The sequence below is a fragment of the Variovorax sp. GW821-FHT09D07 genome (assembly GCF_059416345.1).
In genome coordinates this window covers 21,135-38,413 of record NZ_JBWKOY010000005.1, presented here as the reverse complement: position 1 = coordinate 38,413, position 17,279 = coordinate 21,135, and the positions used below count along the sequence as shown (strand labels likewise).

Annotated in this window: 18 protein-coding genes; 9 read left to right on the top strand and 9 right to left on the bottom strand. The window is 69.5% G+C overall.

The genetic code is table 11. The features are described from left to right. Positions 1-8: 8 nt before the first annotated feature. A complete protein-coding gene (locus AC07OX_RS18990; protein WP_495261543.1) occupies positions 9-440 on the bottom strand; it encodes a type II secretion system protein N in 432 nt (143 codons plus the stop codon). 159 nt (positions 441-599) lie between these two features. On the opposite strand from AC07OX_RS18990, the gene AC07OX_RS18985 reads away from it, so the two are divergent. The 3 genes from AC07OX_RS18985 to AC07OX_RS18975 are packed head-to-tail and all read left to right on the top strand — an operon-like array spanning position 600 to position 2,069. Then, the gene (locus AC07OX_RS18985) at positions 600-1,088 is read left to right on the top strand and encodes a prepilin-type N-terminal cleavage/methylation domain-containing protein (RefSeq protein ID WP_495261542.1); all 489 of its coding nucleotides are present in this window, start codon (positions 600-602) and stop codon (positions 1,086-1,088) included. Further along, positions 1,078-1,443, top strand: coding sequence for a type II secretion system minor pseudopilin GspI (gene gspI, locus AC07OX_RS18980; RefSeq protein ID WP_495261541.1), 366 nt, complete (start codon positions 1,078-1,080; stop codon positions 1,441-1,443). Before AC07OX_RS18985 ends, gspI begins: the two co-directional genes overlap by 11 nt. Then, positions 1,440-2,069, top strand: a complete 630-nt coding sequence (locus AC07OX_RS18975; RefSeq protein WP_495261540.1) for a type II secretion system protein GspJ — start codon at positions 1,440-1,442, stop codon at positions 2,067-2,069. Before gspI ends, AC07OX_RS18975 begins: the two co-directional genes overlap by 4 nt. Before the next feature lie 6 nt (positions 2,070-2,075). Here the strand turns inward: AC07OX_RS18975 and AC07OX_RS18970 are convergent, their stop codons facing one another. The 4 genes from AC07OX_RS18970 to AC07OX_RS18955 are packed head-to-tail and all read right to left on the bottom strand — an operon-like array spanning position 2,076 to position 4,590. After that, positions 2,076-2,777 carry an MOSC domain-containing protein gene (locus AC07OX_RS18970; RefSeq protein WP_495261539.1) on the bottom strand — a complete coding sequence of 234 codons (702 nt, stop codon included), beginning with the start codon at positions 2,775-2,777 and terminating at the stop codon, positions 2,076-2,078. Continuing rightward, positions 2,774-3,466, bottom strand: coding sequence for a glutamine amidotransferase (locus AC07OX_RS18965; RefSeq protein WP_495261538.1), 693 nt, complete (start codon positions 3,464-3,466; stop codon positions 2,774-2,776). Before AC07OX_RS18965 ends, AC07OX_RS18970 begins: the two co-directional genes overlap by 4 nt. Before the next feature lie 22 nt (positions 3,467-3,488). Then, on the bottom strand, positions 3,489-4,040 hold the full coding sequence (locus AC07OX_RS18960) for a redoxin family protein (protein WP_095745254.1): 552 nt from the start codon (positions 4,038-4,040) through the stop codon (positions 3,489-3,491). 1 nt (position 4,041) lies between these two features. Next, positions 4,042-4,590, bottom strand: coding sequence for a carboxymuconolactone decarboxylase family protein (locus AC07OX_RS18955; RefSeq protein WP_495261537.1), 549 nt, complete (start codon positions 4,588-4,590; stop codon positions 4,042-4,044). 95 nt (positions 4,591-4,685) lie between these two features. On the opposite strand from AC07OX_RS18955, the gene AC07OX_RS18950 reads away from it, so the two are divergent. Next, positions 4,686-5,570 (top strand): cupin domain-containing protein, encoded by an 885-nt coding sequence (locus tag AC07OX_RS18950; RefSeq protein WP_495261536.1) that lies wholly within the window; start codon positions 4,686-4,688, stop codon positions 5,568-5,570. A 4-nt stretch (positions 5,571-5,574) separates the two neighbouring features. On the opposite strand, the gene AC07OX_RS18945 is transcribed toward AC07OX_RS18950, so the two are convergent. After that, a complete protein-coding gene (locus tag AC07OX_RS18945) occupies positions 5,575-6,762 on the bottom strand; it encodes a M20 aminoacylase family protein (protein WP_495261535.1) in 1,188 nt (395 codons plus the stop codon). Continuing rightward, positions 6,759-7,757 (bottom strand): tripartite tricarboxylate transporter substrate binding protein, encoded by a 999-nt coding sequence (locus AC07OX_RS18940; RefSeq protein ID WP_062472854.1) that lies wholly within the window; start codon positions 7,755-7,757, stop codon positions 6,759-6,761. Before AC07OX_RS18940 ends, AC07OX_RS18945 begins: the two co-directional genes overlap by 4 nt. Before the next feature lie 131 nt (positions 7,758-7,888). On the opposite strand from AC07OX_RS18940, the gene AC07OX_RS18935 reads away from it, so the two are divergent. Then, the gene (locus tag AC07OX_RS18935; protein ID WP_095745258.1) at positions 7,889-8,776 is read left to right on the top strand and encodes a LysR family transcriptional regulator; all 888 of its coding nucleotides are present in this window, start codon (positions 7,889-7,891) and stop codon (positions 8,774-8,776) included. 12 nt (positions 8,777-8,788) lie between these two features. On the opposite strand, the gene AC07OX_RS18930 is transcribed toward AC07OX_RS18935, so the two are convergent. Further along, positions 8,789-11,107, bottom strand: coding sequence for an ATP-binding protein (locus tag AC07OX_RS18930; protein ID WP_495261534.1), 2,319 nt, complete (start codon positions 11,105-11,107; stop codon positions 8,789-8,791). Positions 11,108-11,157: 50 nt separating this feature from the next. After that, the gene (locus AC07OX_RS18925; protein WP_495261533.1) at positions 11,158-11,835 is read right to left on the bottom strand and encodes a response regulator; all 678 of its coding nucleotides are present in this window, start codon (positions 11,833-11,835) and stop codon (positions 11,158-11,160) included. Between the two features lie 394 nt (positions 11,836-12,229). Between AC07OX_RS18925 and AC07OX_RS18920 the strand changes: the two genes are divergently transcribed. From AC07OX_RS18920 to AC07OX_RS18905, 4 genes are all read left to right on the top strand, one after another. Then, positions 12,230-12,892, top strand: a complete 663-nt coding sequence (locus AC07OX_RS18920) for a DUF1120 domain-containing protein (protein WP_495261532.1) — start codon at positions 12,230-12,232, stop codon at positions 12,890-12,892. Between the two features lie 135 nt (positions 12,893-13,027). After that, positions 13,028-13,690: a DUF1120 domain-containing protein gene (locus AC07OX_RS18915; protein ID WP_495261531.1), complete on the top strand. Its 663-nt coding sequence runs from the start codon at positions 13,028-13,030 to the stop codon at positions 13,688-13,690. Between the two features lie 263 nt (positions 13,691-13,953). After that, a complete protein-coding gene (locus tag AC07OX_RS18910; protein WP_495261530.1) occupies positions 13,954-14,670 on the top strand; it encodes a fimbria/pilus chaperone family protein in 717 nt (238 codons plus the stop codon). 2 nt (positions 14,671-14,672) lie between these two features. Next, a complete protein-coding gene (locus AC07OX_RS18905; RefSeq protein ID WP_495261529.1) occupies positions 14,673-17,270 on the top strand; it encodes a fimbria/pilus outer membrane usher protein in 2,598 nt (865 codons plus the stop codon). Positions 17,271-17,279 lie beyond the last annotated feature (9 nt).

The window sequence follows — 17,279 nt, the reverse complement described above, 5'->3', positions numbered from 1 at the left end:
GCGCAGGTTCAGGGCGCGGCGCGCACGATGCCGGGCGCCGTGGGCAGCACCGGCGCGGCGATGCGCAGCGAGGTGCCGGCCTTGTCGACCGTCACCGCATCGGCCTCGATGCCCGCGAGCGTGAGCGCGCGGCCCAGCGCATCGCCGACCCGGTAGGGCTGCGGCGCGCCGTCGTTCACCGACAGCACGGCCACACCGGCCTGGCCCGCGCCCTTGATCAACCCCTTGACCGCGATGTTCGCGCGGACCTCGCCGGGCCCGAACCAGGCGGCGAGCGCATCGGCCGTGGGATCGGCGACAGCGGCCTGTGCGGGCGCGGCGCGCACCGGCGGCGCGGCCGGCGTGAGCAGCCGGCCCCAGGTCACGACACCGGCCACGACCAGCGACAGGCCCGCGGCATGAACGAGAAGGCGGGCGGAAGGTGGCGTGAAGGGGCGCATGGTGAAGGGCGGTCAGCGGGCCGCGAGGGCGGCGGGCACCCCCTGTGTCTATCACGCGGGCGTTGGGGTTTCGTGTCAGCACGGCGTTTCATCGCGGCATCACGCAGCCTGCCTAGCATCGGCCGCATGGCGTGTTTCCACGACGGGACGACGAGCGGCATGCGACCACGCACGGGCGGGGAGCGCGGCTTCTCGCTGATCGAACTCATGATCGTGCTGGTCATCGTCGGCATCGCCACCGCCGCGATCAGCCTGGGCATCGCGCCCGACCCCGCGCAGGAACTGCGGCGCGACGCACGCGAGCTGGTGCGGCACCTGGCCGTGGCGCAGAACGAGGTGCGCGTGGACGGCCGCACGATCGCGTGGCAGGCCGATGCCGAGGGCTACCGCTTTGCGCGCGGCACCTGGGTGCAGCGGGGCGGCAGCGCGATCCCGCAGGTGACGACGCTCGGCGCGCTCGACACCTTCGCGGCCGACGACGAACTGCGTCCGCGCGGCTGGCGCGTGGGGCCGGTCGAGGTCGTGCCGGCGGGGCCGGTCGTGCTCACGTCGGAGCCCGTGGGCGCGAGCTGGCAGCGCGAACTGCGGCATGGTGCGGCCACGGTGACGGTGACGCGGGATGCGTCAGGAGCCTTCCATGTGCGCTAAAGCGCGCGGTTTCACGCTGATCGAAATCCTCATCGCGCTGACCATCGTGAGCATCGCGCTGGCCGCGATCGTGCGCGCCTCGAGCCTCACCATCGGCAACCTCGGCCTGCTGGAGCGGCAGTCGCTGGCGATGCTGTCGGCGGGCAACCAGCTGGCGGAGCTGCAGCTGGGCGGCGCGCCCACCACGCCGGGCGTGTCGCGCAGCGAGTGTCCGCAGGGCGGCATCCGCTTCGTCTGCCGGCTGGAGGTGGGGACCGTGGTCGATGGCTTGCGGCCCGTGCGCGTGCAGGTCTACGCGGCCGACGACGAAGACCGGCTGCTGGCCACGCTGCACACGCGCAGCGCACCGCCATGAGGCCGATGCAGCGCGGCTTCACGCTGGTCGAGGTGATGATCGCCATCGCGCTCATGGCCGTGCTCGCCGTGATGTCCTGGCGCGGCCTGGACAGCGTGAGCCGCGCGAACGACCAGCTCGAGGACCGCACCGAGCGCGTGGCCCGGCTGCTGCGCGCGCTGGACCAGTTCGAGCGCGACGTGGCCTTGCGCGCGACCACCGAGCTGCCGGCGCCGGCGGCCGCATCGGCGAATCCTTCGGCCGCCATGCCGCTGCTGCCAGTGGCGATGCAGGCGCGCCAGCCGAACGGCGCGCCGTTCGTGGTCGAGATCGTGCGCACCGCGCCCGCCGCACCCGGGCAGTGGCAGCGCGTGCAGTGGTGGGTGCGCAGCGATGTGCTCTACCGCGCGGCGGGGCCCGTGTCGGCCGTGTTCCCGCTGCAGGCGCCACAGCCTGCGGACCGGGTGGCGGTGCTCGACGGTGTCGCCATCTTCCAGCTGCGCGCCTGGGAGCCCGGCCTGGGCTGGCGCCGCCTGCCCGGCGTGGCGCCGGCGCGCGCGCCGGCCACCGGGGTGGAGCTGCTGCTGACGGTCTCGGCGGGCAACGATGCCGCGGCGCGGCCGTTCCGGCGCGTGCTGGCGTTCTGAGCCGCGTCAGGCCTCAGGTGCCCGCAGCCGCGGCTCCCAGTCTTCGACGCGCCCCGCATCCACCCGCTTGCGAAACGTGGCGCGCCAGCGCTCGGCCAACGCGGGCAGGGCGGCGGCCCGTTCCCATTCGGGGGCGAAGCGCGCGTCGCGCGAGAACAGCAGCGCGATGAGGCGCGACAGCGGCCACTCGGGATGCGGGCGCTCCACGCGCGTGGCCAGGGCGCCGGCCCGTACCCAGCCGGGCTCGAGCACGCGGTAGTACCAGCCCGTGCAGCCGCGCGCCTGCATCTCGCGCGCCATGCCGGGCCTGCCGAAGTGGGCATCGAGCTTCCAGCAGGGCTGCCGGCCCTGCGACACCTGCACCCGCGCGTCGCCGAGCTGCACCACGTCGCCGATGCACACGGTCGATTCGTCCCAGCCCGTGGTCGAGATGTTCTCGCCGAAGGCGCCCGCGTGCGCCAGCTGTTCGGTGCAGTGACCGCCCGCCGCCCAGCCGGCGTAGTGCTCGCGCGGGTAGTGGTGTACGGCCTTCTCGACACCGCCGTGGATGCGCAGGTCGGCCTGCGCGTCGCCCTGCAGGCCGGTGGGCGACAGCCACAGCGCATCGGCCGTCGGCGTCTTGCGGATACCGCTGCGCGTGCGGCCGTCGGGCAGCAGGGCCACGGGGCCGACCAGCAGCGCGTCGATGGGCAGGGCGGGCTGCGTCATGCGAGCTGAGCCAGCCATGCGGTCAGCATGCGCGTCGCGGCATCGGAGCGCACCTCGGCCAGCTCGGCGCTGCGGGCGCGCAGCGCGGGGATGTCGATGCCGGCCGCGGCCAGTTCGTGGTGGTGCCCGATGAGCCAGGGCTCGATGCGTGCGGGGTCGGCCTCGGGGTGGAACTGCAGCGCGAGCGCATGGCGGCCGTGGCGGAACGCCTGGTGCGGCGTGCGTGCGGTGCTCGCCAGCAATTCGGCGCCGGGCGGCAGGTCGAAGGTGTCGCCGTGCCAGTGCAGCACGGGTTCGCCGTCCAGCGCCGCGAGGCACGAGGCCCGGCCCGCCGCGCTCAGGTCGACCGGCGCCCAGCCGATCTCCGTGTGCCCCGACGGGGACACGCGCGCGCCGAGCGCGCGGGCCATGAGCTGTGCGCCCAGGCACAGGCCCAGCGTGGGGCGCCGCAGCGCCAGCCGTTCGCGCAGGCCGGCGATCGCTTCGGCGAGCCAGGGGTAGGTCGCCGTGTCGTACGCCCCGATGGGGCCGCCGAGCACCACGACGAGGTCGGCGTGGCGCCATTCGTCGGCGCTGAGCGCTGACGGGCCCGCTTGCCGGTAGTCGATGGCGTGGCCGGCGTGGGTGAGCACGTTCGCGAAGCGCCCGAGGTCTTCGAAGGCGAGGTGTTGCAGGGCGATGCATGGCATGCGGCGAGTGTCCTTTCTTCTTTCAGGCGCGGCAGGCGGTGTCGTCGCAGGGGCCGTCTGGCGACGCATCGTCTGCAGGTTGTGCAATGAGGTGCGCGGGCGCCTCCTCGGCCGCGAGCTGCCCGATGGCGGCGCCCAGCGCCATGTCGTCGATCAGGCCGAAGTGGCTCATGCGCAGGCGCCCCTGCCGGTCGACCAGCACCGTGCTCGGCGTGCCCTGCCACTGGTAGTCGCGCATCGTGGCGGGAATGCCGCCGGTGGGCGAGGGCTGGTCGATGCCGATGGGAAAGCCCAGCCGGTACTCGCGCACGAAGGCGTCGAGTGCGGCCGGCGTCATGACGTCGTGGTGCTCGAACACCGAGTGCAGGCCGATCACCGCGACGTCTTTCGCGGCGAACAGTTTCTGAGTCTTCTTCGCCTGCGGCAAGGCGTGCGACACGCAGGCCGGGCACAGCATCTGGAACGCGTGCAGCACCACGACCCGGCCGCGCAGCGACGCGAGCGTGACGGGCGCATCGGTGTTGAGCCACTGCGCGACCTGCAGCTCGGGTGCCTCGGGGCGCGGCCAGGCCATGTCAGGCTGCCTCGGTGCGCAGCTTCACCTGCGGGAAATCCACCGGCACCTGGAACGCCACGTTCACGTAGTTGGTGAACAGGTTCAGCGCGACGTGGGCCAGGATCTCGACGATGTGCCGGTCGTCGAAGCCCACGGCGCGCAGGGCCTGCACGTCGGCGTCGCTGACCTGGCCGCGTGCATCGACGAGCTTGAGCGCAAAGCGCAGCGCCGCCGCCGTGCGCGGGTCGGCCGATTCGCCGGCCTGCGCGGCGGTCACGTCGGCGGCCGACACGCCCGCCTTGCGCCCCAGCGCGGTGTGCGCCGCAAGGCAGTAGTGGCAGGCGTTGCGGTCGGCAACGGCCACGGCGATCTGCTCGCCGAGCTGCGCCGGAATGACGCCGCCGCCGAGTGCACCGAACGATCCCCAGAGGCTGCGCAGCGCCGCGGGCGAGTTGGCGACGGCGCGGAACATGTTGGGCGTGGCGCCGAAGGCACCGTGGATTTGAGAGAGCAGAACCTGGGCGTCGCCGGTGGCGGCGGTGTCGGTGACGAGGTTGACGCGGGGCATGAAGACTTCCTTTCGGTGATGACGATGCAAGCAGTGTCTTCCCGCAATCCGTATGATTTGAACGCTTTCATCCATTCAACATACCTTTTCGTCCAATGCCGAGCGCACCGCCCCCGCCGCCCATCGACAGGCTCTCGTCCCTGCTCGAACGCTTCCGTGTCCGGGCCCACCTGTTCCACACGGGGCCGCTGTGCGGCGTGACGCACTTCGCGGCGAAGGAAGGGCGCAGCTTCCTGCATGTGATGCAGCGCGGCGAGATGGTGGTCACGCATTCGGCGCCGTCGGTGCGTTCGGCCGGCGTGCCGCGCAAGCTGGTCGTGAAGGAGCCCAGCCTGCTGTTCTACCCACGCCCACTGGCGCACGACTTCCACAACGCGCCCACCGAAGGCTCGGATTTCGTCTGCGCCACGGTCGACTTCGACGGCGGCGAGGCGCACCCTCTGGTGCGCGCCTTGCCGCCGCTGGTGCTGCTGCCACTGCATGCGGTCGACGGCCTCGAAGCTTCGCTGGCGCTGCTGTTCGCGGAAACCGGGCGCGTGCTGTGCGGGCACCGCCTGCTGGCCGACCGGCTGTTCGAGGTGGTGCTGATCCAGCTGCTGCGCTGGCTGCTCGACCATCCGCAGGAGAGCGGCGTTCCCGCCGGCCTGCTGACGGGCTTGGGCGATCCGCAGCTGGCGCGCGTGCTGGTCGCGCTGCACGAGCGCCCGGGCGAGCCGTGGCCGCTCGAACAGATGGCCACGGAGGCCGGCATGTCGCGCAGCGCGTTCGCCGCGCGCTTCAAGTCGGTGGTGGGCGCGACGCCCGCCGACTACCTGGCGCAGTGGCGCCTGACGATCGCGCAGGCCGAGCTGCGCACGGGCGCGTCGGTCAAGACGATTGCCGACCGCCTCGGCTACGCGAACGCTTCGGCGCTGTCGCGCCTGTTCGCGCAGAAGGTGGGCGTGTCGCCGCGCGAATGGCTCGCGCGGCAGTCTTCTTGAACGTTCAGTTCGCGGCGCGCAGGAAGCGCTCGGTCAGCAGCACCCAGTAGGCGCCGCCCACAGCAACGTTGCTGTCGTTGAAGTCGTAGCCCGGGTTGTGGACCATGCAGGCGCCGTGCGCGTCGCCATCGCCATTGCCGATGAGCAGGTAGCAGCCGGGCACGCGCTCCAGCATGAAGGCGAAGTCTTCGCTGCCCGGCAGCGGCGGCGTCTGCCAGGTGACCTGCGCCGGGCCCACGAGCTCTTCGGCCACGGTGCGCGCAAAGGCGGTTTCTTCGGGTGTGTTGACCAGCACCGCGTAGCCGGGCCGCCAGTCGATCTGCGCCTGCACGCCGAAGCTCTCGGCCTGCGCGGCCACCAGCGCCTTGATGCGGGTTTCGATCTTCTTGCGCACCTCGCGGTCGAGGGCGCGCACGCTGACCTCGAGCACCGCGCCTTGCGGGATCACGTTGTTGGCCTTGCCCGCATGGATGGCGCCCACCGTGACCACCGCCATCTGCAGCGGATCGATGTTGCGCGAGACCACGCTCTGCAGCGCCATCACGATGCTGGCCGCGGCCACGATGGGGTCGGCCGCGCGGTGCGGCATGGCGCCGTGGCCGCCCACGCCGGTGAGCGTGACGGTGGCGTAGTCGGACGAGGCCATGGCCGGGCCTTCGCGCATCGCCAGCCGGCCCTGCGCCATGCCGGGCATGTTGTGCATCGCGAAGATGGCGTCGCAGGGGTAGCGCTCGAACAGGCCGTCGTCGATCATGCGCACCGCGCCGCCGCCGCCTTCCTCGGCGGGCTGGAAGATCAGGTTCAGCGTGCCGTCGAAGCGCCCGCGTTCGGCCAGGTGCTGCGCTGCCGCCAGCAGCATCGCCGTGTGGCCGTCGTGGCCGCAGGCATGCATCACGCCCGTGTGTTCGCTGGCGTAGGCCAGGCCCGTGGCCTCGTCGATGGGCAGGGCGTCCATGTCGGCGCGCAGGCCGAGGCGGCGCGTGCCGTTGCCGCGCACCAGCCGGCCCACCACGCCGGTGCCGCCGATGTGGCGCTCGACGGTGTAGCCCCAGGCCTGGAGCTTTTCGGCCACCAGCGCCGAGGTGCGGTGCTCGTCGAAGCCGAGTTCGGGGTGCTGGTGGATGTCGCGGCGGATGCCGATGAAGGTGTCGGCGCTGGCGTGCAGGTCGTTCAGGAGGGCGGTGGTGCTCATTGGGGTTCCAGTCGGATGGACTTGGCGATGTCGCGGTAGCGCGCGGTCTCGGCTTCGTAGAACTTCGCCGATTCGGCCAGCGTCGTCTGCGGCGAGGCCAGCTGCGTCTGGGCGGCGAGCTGCTCGCGCACGCTCGTTTCCTTCAGCGCCGCGCCGACGGCCTGGTGCAGCTTCTGCACCACGTCTTCAGGTGTGTTCTTGCGCACGAAGAAGCCGCTCCAGGTCTTGTAGTTGACGTTCTTCAGCTCCTTGCCTTCGCTGGCGGTGGGCACGTTCTTCAGCAGCTCGGAGCGCTGCCCGCCGAGCTGGCCGAGGATCTTCAGCCGGCCCTGGTCGGCCAGCGCGCCCATGGCGGCGCTGTAGACCAGCACGGCAAAGTCGACCTGGCCGCCGCCGATGTCCTGCAGCAGCGGCGCATTGCCCTTGTAGGGCGCGTGCATGAGCTTCACGCCGGTGTCCAGCTGCACCTTCTCGAGGATCAGGTGGTACAGCGAGCCGATGCCCACGCTGCCGTACGACAGCGGCTTGTCGGGCGACTTGCGCGCCAGCGCAATGAGCTCGTCGACGCTGTTGGCCGGCAGGTCCTTGCGGGCAACGAAGACCATCACGGCCTCGGCCACCGGGTGCACCATGCGGAAGTCTTCGGCCTTGAGCTTCACGGCCGCATTGGCCAGCGGCGCAAGAATGATCTCGTTGGGCGAGCCCTGGAAGAGGTAGTAGCCGTCGGCCGGCGCGGCCAGCACCTTCTGCGCGGCCATGGCGCCGCTCACGCCGCCCAGGTTTTCCACGACCACCTGCTGGCCCAGCGCCTTGCCCAGCGGCACGGTGAAGATGCGCGCGGTGGCGTCCGAGGGGCCGCCGGCCGGGTAGGGAACCATCAGGTTCACGGGCTTGGCGGGAAAACCGTCGGCACGGGCAGGGCCCGCGGCCGCCAGCATCAGCCCGCAGCCGAGCAGCAGTGCGGATCGGAAGAGCGAAGTCGTCGTCAAAGTCATGTCTCCTGGGGTGGTGCCGGCTCGTGAGGCCGGATGCAGGGGAATGCTAGGAGCGGCCCGACGCAACGTCCAATGCATTGTTGGCTGCATTAGCATGAGTTCAATGCATTCATGAAAACGAGGTTTTCGCCATGACGCTGGTTCAACTGAGGCACCTGATTTCGCTGGCCCACACGGGCTCGTTCAGCCAGTCGGCGCAGGCGCTGCACCTGACGCAGCCCGCGCTCAGCCGCAGCGTGCGCGCGCTCGAAGACGAGCTGGGCATGCCGCTGTTCGACCGCATCGGCCGGCGCAACGAGCTCACGGTCTTCGGGCGTGAGGTGCTGGAGCGCGCGCGGCTCTTGGTGTCGGAGGCTGAGGCGCTGCGCGACCGCGGCCGGCAGATGCGAGAAGGCGAGGGCGGCACGGTGCGCATCGGGCTGGGCTCGGGGCCGGGCGCGCTGCTGATGACGCCCTTCCTGCTGCACATGGCGACGCACCATCCGGCCGTGCGCACAGTGATCGCGCGCGGCAGCACCGACCTGCTGGCGCAGGCATTGCGCGAGCGCAGCCTCGATGCGCTGGTGGTCGATGCGCGCGCGCTCAAGCCCGCGCCCGACCTGGTGCTGACCCACGTGTACGAGCTGCGCGGCGCCTTCCTGTGCCGCCGCGGCCATCCGCTCACACGGCTGCGCAAGGGCGTGAGTTTCGAGGCGGTGCAGCGCTACCCGATCGCCTCGACGCCGCTGAGCGACGAGGTGGCGCGCGGGTTGGTCGAAACCTACGGCCCGCAGGCACATCCGGCCAACTGCGTGACGCTGCAGTGCGAGGAACTGCCCAGCATCGCCGACGTGGTGCGCCAGAGCGACACGGTGCTGCTCGCGGTGCACGAGTCGGCACCCGACCTGGTCGAGTTGCGGATGGAGCCGCCGATGCGCGGCACGGCGCGCTTCGGGCTGGTGACCTTGCGCCAGCGCACCGAGGCGCCGGCGCTGGCGATTCTTCGGCGGTTGATGAAAGAACGGATGGCGGGAGCGTAGGGCGCCGTCTGCTCAGGACGCCGCCTGTGCCGACAGCGCAAGCTGGAGTGCGTCCAGCAGGTCCGCCACGCGCATGTGGTCCGAAGCGGTTTCGCCGCGGGCGATTTCCTCCAGTGCATCGGCGGGCGCTGCCACGGCCGCAGCGTCGACCATCAAGGCCGCGCCCCTGATCCGGTGCGCATGGTGCGCCGCACTCGCGGTATCGCCCGCAGCGAACGCCCGGCGCAACGCCGCAAGGTCTTCCGCCATGGCCTCGTGAAACTGCGGCGGCAAGGCCGTGTCGGCACGTTGCGGCGACGACGGCGCCCCGCCCAGCCAGAGCTGCAGCATGCTCGACAGTTCGTCCAGCCGCAGCGGCTTCTTGAGCACGCCGTCCATCCCGCTTTCCATGCATTCGTCGAGGTGCGCCGAGTCGGTCGCGGCCGAGATCGCGATCACGGGCAGATGGGTGACGCCGGCCTCGCGCTCGCGCTGTCGGATGTGGCGCGTTGCTTCGTAGCCGCTCATCCCCGGCATGTGGCAGTCCATGAGCACGAGCGCAAAAGGATGTGGCGGCGCGAGCGCGGCCAGTGCCGCCGCGCCGTCGGCTTCGATCCGGGCGTCGTAGCCCAGCATGCGCAACTGCTCCGCGATGATGAACTGGTTGCCTGGATGGTCCTCCACGACCAGCACGGTGGCCGCAGGACTGGAAGACGGTTTGCCATGCGTCGCAGCGGCATCCTTGGACAGTTCTTGTGGGGGCGATACAAGCTTCACCGGCAGGGCGAACTCGACCGAGGTGCCCGCACCGAGGCGGCTGGTCAACCGGATCTCGCCGCCCATCAACTCGACCAGCTCCTTGCAGATGGTCAGCCCCAGGCCGGTGCCGCCAAATCGCCGCGTGGTCGAGTTGTCGGCCTGCGAATAGGCATCGAAGAGGGTGGCCTGCTGCGAGGGCGCAATGCCGATGCCGGTGTCGCTCACCGTGACCGTCAGCAGGCCGTTCATGTCGCCATCGTCCAGAAGCTCCAGCGTCACGTCGATGCGCCCGCGCTCGGTGAACTTCACCGCATTGCCCAGCAGGTTGAGCAGCACTTGCCGCAACCGCGTGGGGTCGATCAGCACCTGCCGGCCCGACGGGTTGTGCGTGCGCACCGCGATGACCAGCGGCTTGTCCTGCGCGTTCACGCGCGCCACATGCGCCACCTTCTGTGCCAGCGCGTCGACGTCGGTGGGCACCAGTTCCAGCGCGAGGCGCCGGGCGTCCAGCTTGGAGAGGTCGAGCACATCGTCCAGCAGCGACAGCAGGGCTTCGGCGGCCGCCGAGGCGGTGCGCGTGAAGCGCTTCTGGCGCGCATCCAGCGGCGTGTGCGCCAGCATCTCGATGGAGGCCAGTACCGCGTTCATGGGCGTGCGGATCTCGTGACTCATGACCGCCAGGAAGTTCGACTTGGTGCGCTCGCTCTTCTGCGCGGCGCGCTGCGCCACGCGGGCGCGCCAGGCGAACCAGCCGAGCAGCACGACGCCGCCGAGCAGCAGCAACAGCTGCGGCAGGCGGTAGCGCACGATCGACAGCAGCGAGGGCTCGCCGAAGTCGGTCTGCTCCAGCCACCGGTCGTTCATCTGGCCGGTCTCCGCCGCCGAGAGGCTGGCGAGCGACTTCTTCACGATCGAATGCAGCAGCGGCAGGTCGGCGCGAACGCCCATCTGGGCCACGTACAGGAGATCGCCGATCGTGCCGGAGATGCTCAGCTGGCGCGCATGCCTGCGGCGCATCATGGGCAAAAACACCGCATCGGAGCCGATGGCGGCGTAGGCCTCGCCGGTGATCACCGCATCGAGGCTTTCCATCGGTTCGCTGGTGGGCAGCACGCGCACGCCGGGGTAGCGCTCGGCGAAGACATGGGCGTAGGTGCCCCCGCCGCGCACGGCCGCCACCTTGCCGTCCAGGTCCTTCATGTGCAGGACAAAGGGGGCGTCGGTGCGCGTGACGATGATCGTCTGCGCCACGAAGAAGGGATCGGTCAGGCGCAGCCGGGCGCCGACCTCGCGCGTGGTTCGCTGGGCGCTGGCGTTCGGGAACATGTCGACCTTGCCGTCGAGGAAGGCCTGCTGGGCTTCCTGCCAGTCGGGGGTGGCGTGCAGCTCGAAGCGCAGGCCCGACTTGCGGGCGACCGCGTCGAGGTACTCCGCGATCAATCCCTTGTAGCGGCCGTGCTCGATGGACTCCAGCGGGCTCAGCCGCGTGTCGGCGGCATAGCGCACGACGGGGTTGGCCTTCATCCAGCGCTGTTCCTCGTCGGTGAAGAGGGGCTGGGCCTGCGCCCAGGCGGGGCCGGCGGGGAGGGCCATCGCGCCGCACATCGTCCACCGGGCCGCTCGCCCGAGAGCGCGCCAGGGATTCATGTCTTGTCCAGCTGGTGGCGGATCTTGAACAGCTCGTTGTCCGTGCGGATGCCCAGCTTGCGGAACGCCGCGTGTTTCTGCGTGCTGATGGTGTTCACGTTGCGGGAGAACTTCGCGGCGATCTGCGTGACCGACAGGCCTTCCAGGCAGCAGCGCAGCACCTCGCGCTCGCGCGGGGACAGCTGCGGGTTCTTCGTGAGCGCCTCGGCGTCGGTGTGGGGCGACGCGGCCTCGGAAAGGGTGGCGATGTCCGCCGCCATGTCGGGATGCAGGTGGATGCGGCCCTTGCTCACCGTGCGCACGGCCGCCACGAGCTCGTCCAGTTCCTGGTTCTTGCCGACATAGCCGCGCGCGCCGGCTTTCAACGCCAGTGCCACGGTGGCCGCGCTGTAGTGCGCGGAGATGACGATCGTCCGGCTGCGCGGATGCCGGACCTTCAGCGCCCGCAGGAGGTTGAGCCCGTCGATGTCCGAAGGCCCGAGCGAGAAATCCACGAGCACGACATCCGCCGCCACGGTGGCCAGGGCATCGAGCAGTTCGCGGCTGGTGGCATGGCTGCCGACCACCGACAGGTCGGGCTCGTCCGCCAATCTGGCGATCAGGCCATGCCGGACGACCGCGTGGTCGTCGAGCACCATCAGGCGAAGCGGCTGCGCGGCGAGGTGGTGTGCCATGAGGACCCTCCCAGTGGGCGGATCGTAGGCGGCTCGCCCCCACGTCGACACCATCACAACGAGGGGATGCGCGAGCCCGCGCCGCCTCGGGTTCGAATTTTCGAACGATCCCTAAGTCGACCTCCCGGCTTTTCGTTGTATTTCTATATCGGGAAAAGCACCCGAAAAGAACAATCCATCGGAAGAAAACACGCCGCCGCTCACACGCTTTTCGTGCGCACTTTCAAGGGCACTCGCTGCAAGAGGCGCAAGGCCCTTGCAACGCGAAACCCGACGCATCGGCGGTTGGATTGGGTTCGTTGCGGTGCAGTCAAACGCATCGTTTCGAGGCCATGGGTGGGTTTCAACGAATCCTTCGTTGAACCTTTTTTTTGAAGTTCTTGAGGACATACCAGTGAAGAAAATTGCAACCCTTGCCGCTGTCACCTGCGCGGCTGCCGTGATGTTCGTGCCCGGCCAGGCGAGCGCCGAAAGCGCCGAGCTCCGGATCGCCGGCACCATCATTCCGGCCGCCTGCACGCCCGTTTTCACAGGCGGCGGCGTGGTCGACTACGGCAACATTCCCTCCGGCTCGCTGAATCCGACGGCCCAGACCACGCTCGCGGACAAGTCGACCCAGCTGACGCTGACCTGCGATGCGCCTGTGCTGTTCGGCTTCAAGGTGATCGACGAACGCGCTGCGACGGCGGTCGCCGCGTTGGAAACCATCCCGGGGTATGCCACGAATGCGAAGTTCGGCCTGGGCGCTGTGGATGGCAAGAACATCGGCGCCTATTCGTTGCAGATCACGAAAGAGACGGCCGATCAAGGCAGCACCAAACACATCAACAGCGTGGACGGCGGCGCCACCTGGTCGGACTTTGCCGGCGGCATGACCGGCGACGGCGGCACGCTCGTTGCGTTCGCCGCCAATGCCACGGGAACGGTGCCAGGCGCCCACACCGCCATCACGGCCGACATCCGTGTGGTGACCGCCATCGACAAGGGCAGCAACCTGCCGCTGACCCAGCAGATTCCGCTGGATGGCCTGTCGACGTTCGAACTCGTCTACCTGTAAGCGGCGGCTGACGAACAGCCCGTCGATCCATCTCCATTCTTGTTTCCTCTGCCGTCAAGGGCAGCGTTTCGGGATGGGGAGGATCTCAACGAATCCTTCGTTGAAACTTTTTTTGAAGTTCTTGAGGAAATACGTGTGAAGAGAATTGCAACCCTCGCCGCCTTCGCTGGCGCGGCCGCCGTGGTGATCGCGCCTGTCCCGGCGAGCGCCGAAAGCGCTGAACTGCGGATCACCGGCACCATCGTTCCGGCCGCTTGCACGCCCGCCTTTGCAGGCGGTGGCGTGGTCGACTACGGCACGATCCCCGCCAGCTCGCTGAACCCGACGGCCCAGACCACGCTTGCGCAAAAGTCGATCCAGCTGAGCATGACCTGCGATGCGCCTGCGATGTTCGGCTTCAAGGTGATCGACGAACGCGCAGGGACCGCGGTCACTTCGCTGGCAACGGTTCCGGGGCTTACTGAGAAGGAGAAGTTCGGCTTGGGTGCGTCGGATGACAAGAACATCGGCGCATATTCGTTGCAGGTTGTGAGTCAGACCTCCGATGGAGGCTTCTCGCTTTCCCTTGCGAGCGAGGACGGCGGAATCAATTGGGGGTTCCTTGGCATGAGGGGCCTGAAGGGTGAAGGGAATCAACTTGTTTCATTCAGCAAGACCCAGTCGAATCTGCCGGCTGCCAGCAGGTCTGTCACGGCCGATATCCGTGTGACGACCGCCATCGACAAGAGCAGCAACCTGCCGTTGACCCACGCGATCCCGCTGGATGGCCTGTCGACCTTCGAACTCGTCTACCTGTAAGCCACACGGCTGTATCGGGCGGTCCTTCCGCCCGATACAGGGTGGTGCCGGGCAGGGCGCCTGGCGCAACCCTTTCCAGGACATCCCGTTCTCGAGCCCTCTGCGGCATTGAGCACCGGCCGGCATCGCGTCCGGACCGTTCGGGATCGACGCGGTGCCACGGCTGGCGAACAGCCCGCCGGTCCCTCCCCATTTTTGATTCTTCTCGAAAGCGCCCCTTTCGAGACGGCGGACGCGCTCGTCCGACCACAGGAAAGAGAACCGTGAACTTCATCCCCGCCAGATTTGTTTTCGTACTGTCTGTCTCGACCGCGCTGATCGCGGGCCTCGCCCCGCTGCCGCTGCATGCCGCGGGCATGCTGCCGGAGACCTCGGTCGTCATCGTCAACGAGCGCGATGGCGAAGCCAGCATCAACGTCAGGAACACGGACGCCAAGCCGGCGCTCATGTTCACGTCGCTGACGGGCATTCCCGGGGACGACGACGCCCTGCTGATCGTGACCCCGCCGGTCGCCCGGGTCGAGCCGGGCGAAACGCAGCTCGTGCGTTTTCTGCTGCAGACCAAGGAGCCGCTGAAGACGCAACGCCTGCGGCGCGTGATCTTCGAAGGCATCCCGCCGAAGAACACGGAACCGGGCCTGCGCGTGACCATGAACGTGCGCCAGAACCTGCCGGTGCTGATCCACCCCAAGGGCCTGGCCAAGGACGACCAGCCATGGAAGCGACTGAAGTGGTCGGTCGGGACCGGCACGCTGCGCGTCGTGAACGACAGCCCGTACGTGGTGCGCATGGCCACCGAGGTCCAGTTGCTGCCGTCGACCGCGACGGTCGAGTTGCCACGCCCCTATGTGCTGCCCGGTGAGACGGTGGAAGTGCCCCTGCCGGCCGCTGCGAAGGGGGCCGCCACGGTGCGGATGGTGCCTGCGACGGTGTATGGCTTCACCGTGGCCCGCTACGACGTCAGGCTCGCGGCGCACTGACGATGGCTGGGTTGTCCTTCCGCACCGCGGCCCCGGCGGCCGCCCACCGGCCGCGCGGGCGCGCCCCGGACCGAGTTCACCGCCGCTCGCCGGTGGCTGCGGCCGCCATGGGCGGGCGCACGAAAGGCGCTTCGGTCGGCCTGCCTGCGGCGCTCTGCGTGCTGCTGGTGTCTCCCTCGGCCTTTGCGCTGGCCGGCGAGGAGCGCGCCGACGCCCTCGAGCAGTTCATCAAGGAGAAGCAGGTCGCTGGCTTCGACCAGGACGTGCTCAAGCAGCGCGGCATCGATCCGAAGCTGGCGGACTACTTCCGGCATGAAGCCCGCTTTCGCGCCGGGACGAGCGTGGTGACGCTGTTCGTCAACGGCGAGCGGCGCGGGCTGGTGCCCGCCACCTTCGATGCGGACGGCCGCCTGTGCTTCGACGAAACGCTGCGGGACAAGGCCGGCCTCGTCACGGCCCGCGGGGCGGGAGACGCAGCTGCGGGCGCCACGGCCTGCGATGAATTCCAGCGCCAGTTTCCCAGCACGATCGTCGAGCTGCGCCCCGGCAGGGACGAGGTCCGCCTCATCGTGCCGACCGACGCGTTCCGGGCCCGCGAGCGGGCCGACACCTTCAGCAGCGGCGGCGTCGCCGGCCTGCTGAACTACGACCTGCTGACGATGGACAGCCGCCATGCCGGCGGCACCAGCAGCTTTCATTCGCTGGGCACCGAGGCCGGCTTGAACGTCGGCGACTGGATCTTCCGCAGCCGCCAGAGCTACACCTCGAACAACGGCAAGGAGAAGCTCCAGCACCTGTATGCCTACGGCCAGAAGACGCTGACCGGCTTGGGCGCCACGGTGCAGGGCGGCCAGATCACCATCGCCAGCTCGATCTTCCCGGGCGATCCGATCCTGGGCGTGCAGATCGTCCCGGAGGAGGCCCTGCGCGCGGACGCACGCGACAACGGCGCCGTGGTCGAAGGCATCGCCCACACGCAGGCCCGCGTCGAGGTGCGGCAGAACCACGCGCTCATCTACTCGACGGTCGTCCCACCGGGGCCGTTTTCGCTGACGGGCCTGCCGCTGCTCAGCGGCGCGAGCGACCTGGAGGTCACGGTCATCGAGGCCGACGGCTCCCGCCGGCCGTTCACGGTGCCCGCCGCCGCCCTGGGCGCGACCGCGCTTCGCACGACGGCGGGCTATTCGTTCGCGGTCGGCCGCTACCGCCCGTACAGCCACGGTGAGCGCCAAGACAAGCCCTGGGTCGCGACCGGCACCGGCACCTGGGCCCTGGACAAGCGCACGCATCTGACGGCGGGTGCCATGGTGGCTTCGCGCTACCAGGCCGCGGCATGGGCCGTGAATCGCATGGTGGTGCCGGGCACGATGGCGGGGTTTCGCCAGGCCGTGTCCAACGCCACAGGGGAGGGCGTGCGCGGCACGCAGGTCAACGCGTCGGTGAGCAGCGTGATCTCGCCCGCCTTGTCGGCGTCGGTGAGCGCCACACAACAGACCCGGGGCTATCGCGACCTGGCGGACACGGTCGACCCAGACCTGTTCGACACCGGCTGGACGCGCCAGCGCCACAAGGGCCAGTACACGGGCTCCATCGGTTGGACCCACGCAGACCTCGGCGGTTTCCGGCTGGCCTATTCGGCCTCGTCGAGCTTCGATGGACGCCACATCCAGCGCGTGATCGGCTCGTGGGTGAAGTCGTTCGCGCACGCCACGGTGTCGCTCAACGTGGAACGCAGCACGGGCGACCTCGGGCGCTTCGACAACCGGCATGCGGCCTATGTCACGGTGAGCATTCCGCTGGGCTCGAAGACGGTGAAAACGTACGTCAACCGCTACGACGATCGGACCCGCGCCGGCGTCACGCTCAACGAGCGCATCAACGACACCGCGAGCTACCAGGTCTCGGCCGAGCGGGACAGCCGCGACGGGCGCAACGACTTCGCGGCGCGCCTGAGCCTGCTGCCGCGCTACACGCAGGTCAACCTGGGCTTCTCGCGCAACGGCGCGAGCACCACCTACAGCGGGCAACTGCAGGGCGGCATCGTCGCCCACAAGGACGGCATCACGTTCTCGCCGTACCCCGTGCAGGACACCTTCGGCATCGTCTCGGTGGGGGGCGTGTCCGGCGTCCGAATCGGCACGCCGCAAGGCCCGGTGTGGACCGATGCGTGGGGGCGCGCGGTGGCCCCGCAGCTGTTCCCGTACCACACGAGCCGGCTGGAGATCGCGACCCGCTCGCTGCCCCGCAACGTCGACCTGGTGAATGGCTACCAGGAGCTCGATGCGGGCCGCGGATCGGTGAACCACATCCGCTTCGGCGTGGTCAACGCCCGCCGGGTGCTGCTGAAAGCCGTCGGTCCCGCCGGGCAGGCGCTCGAGAAGGGTGGGGCGGTGGTCGATGGCGACAACCAGTACGTCACCTCGGTCGTGGACGGCGGACAGGTCTTTCTGCCCGACGTGCGGGACGGCGCGGACCTGCGGGTCACGCTGTCGAACGGGGACAGCTGCCGGCTCGCGTTTTCGCTGCCGCAGACACCCGACACCTCCGCCTACTTTGAATCGGCCGATGCCACCTGCACGGCCATGGAAGCACACCAATGATCACGATGA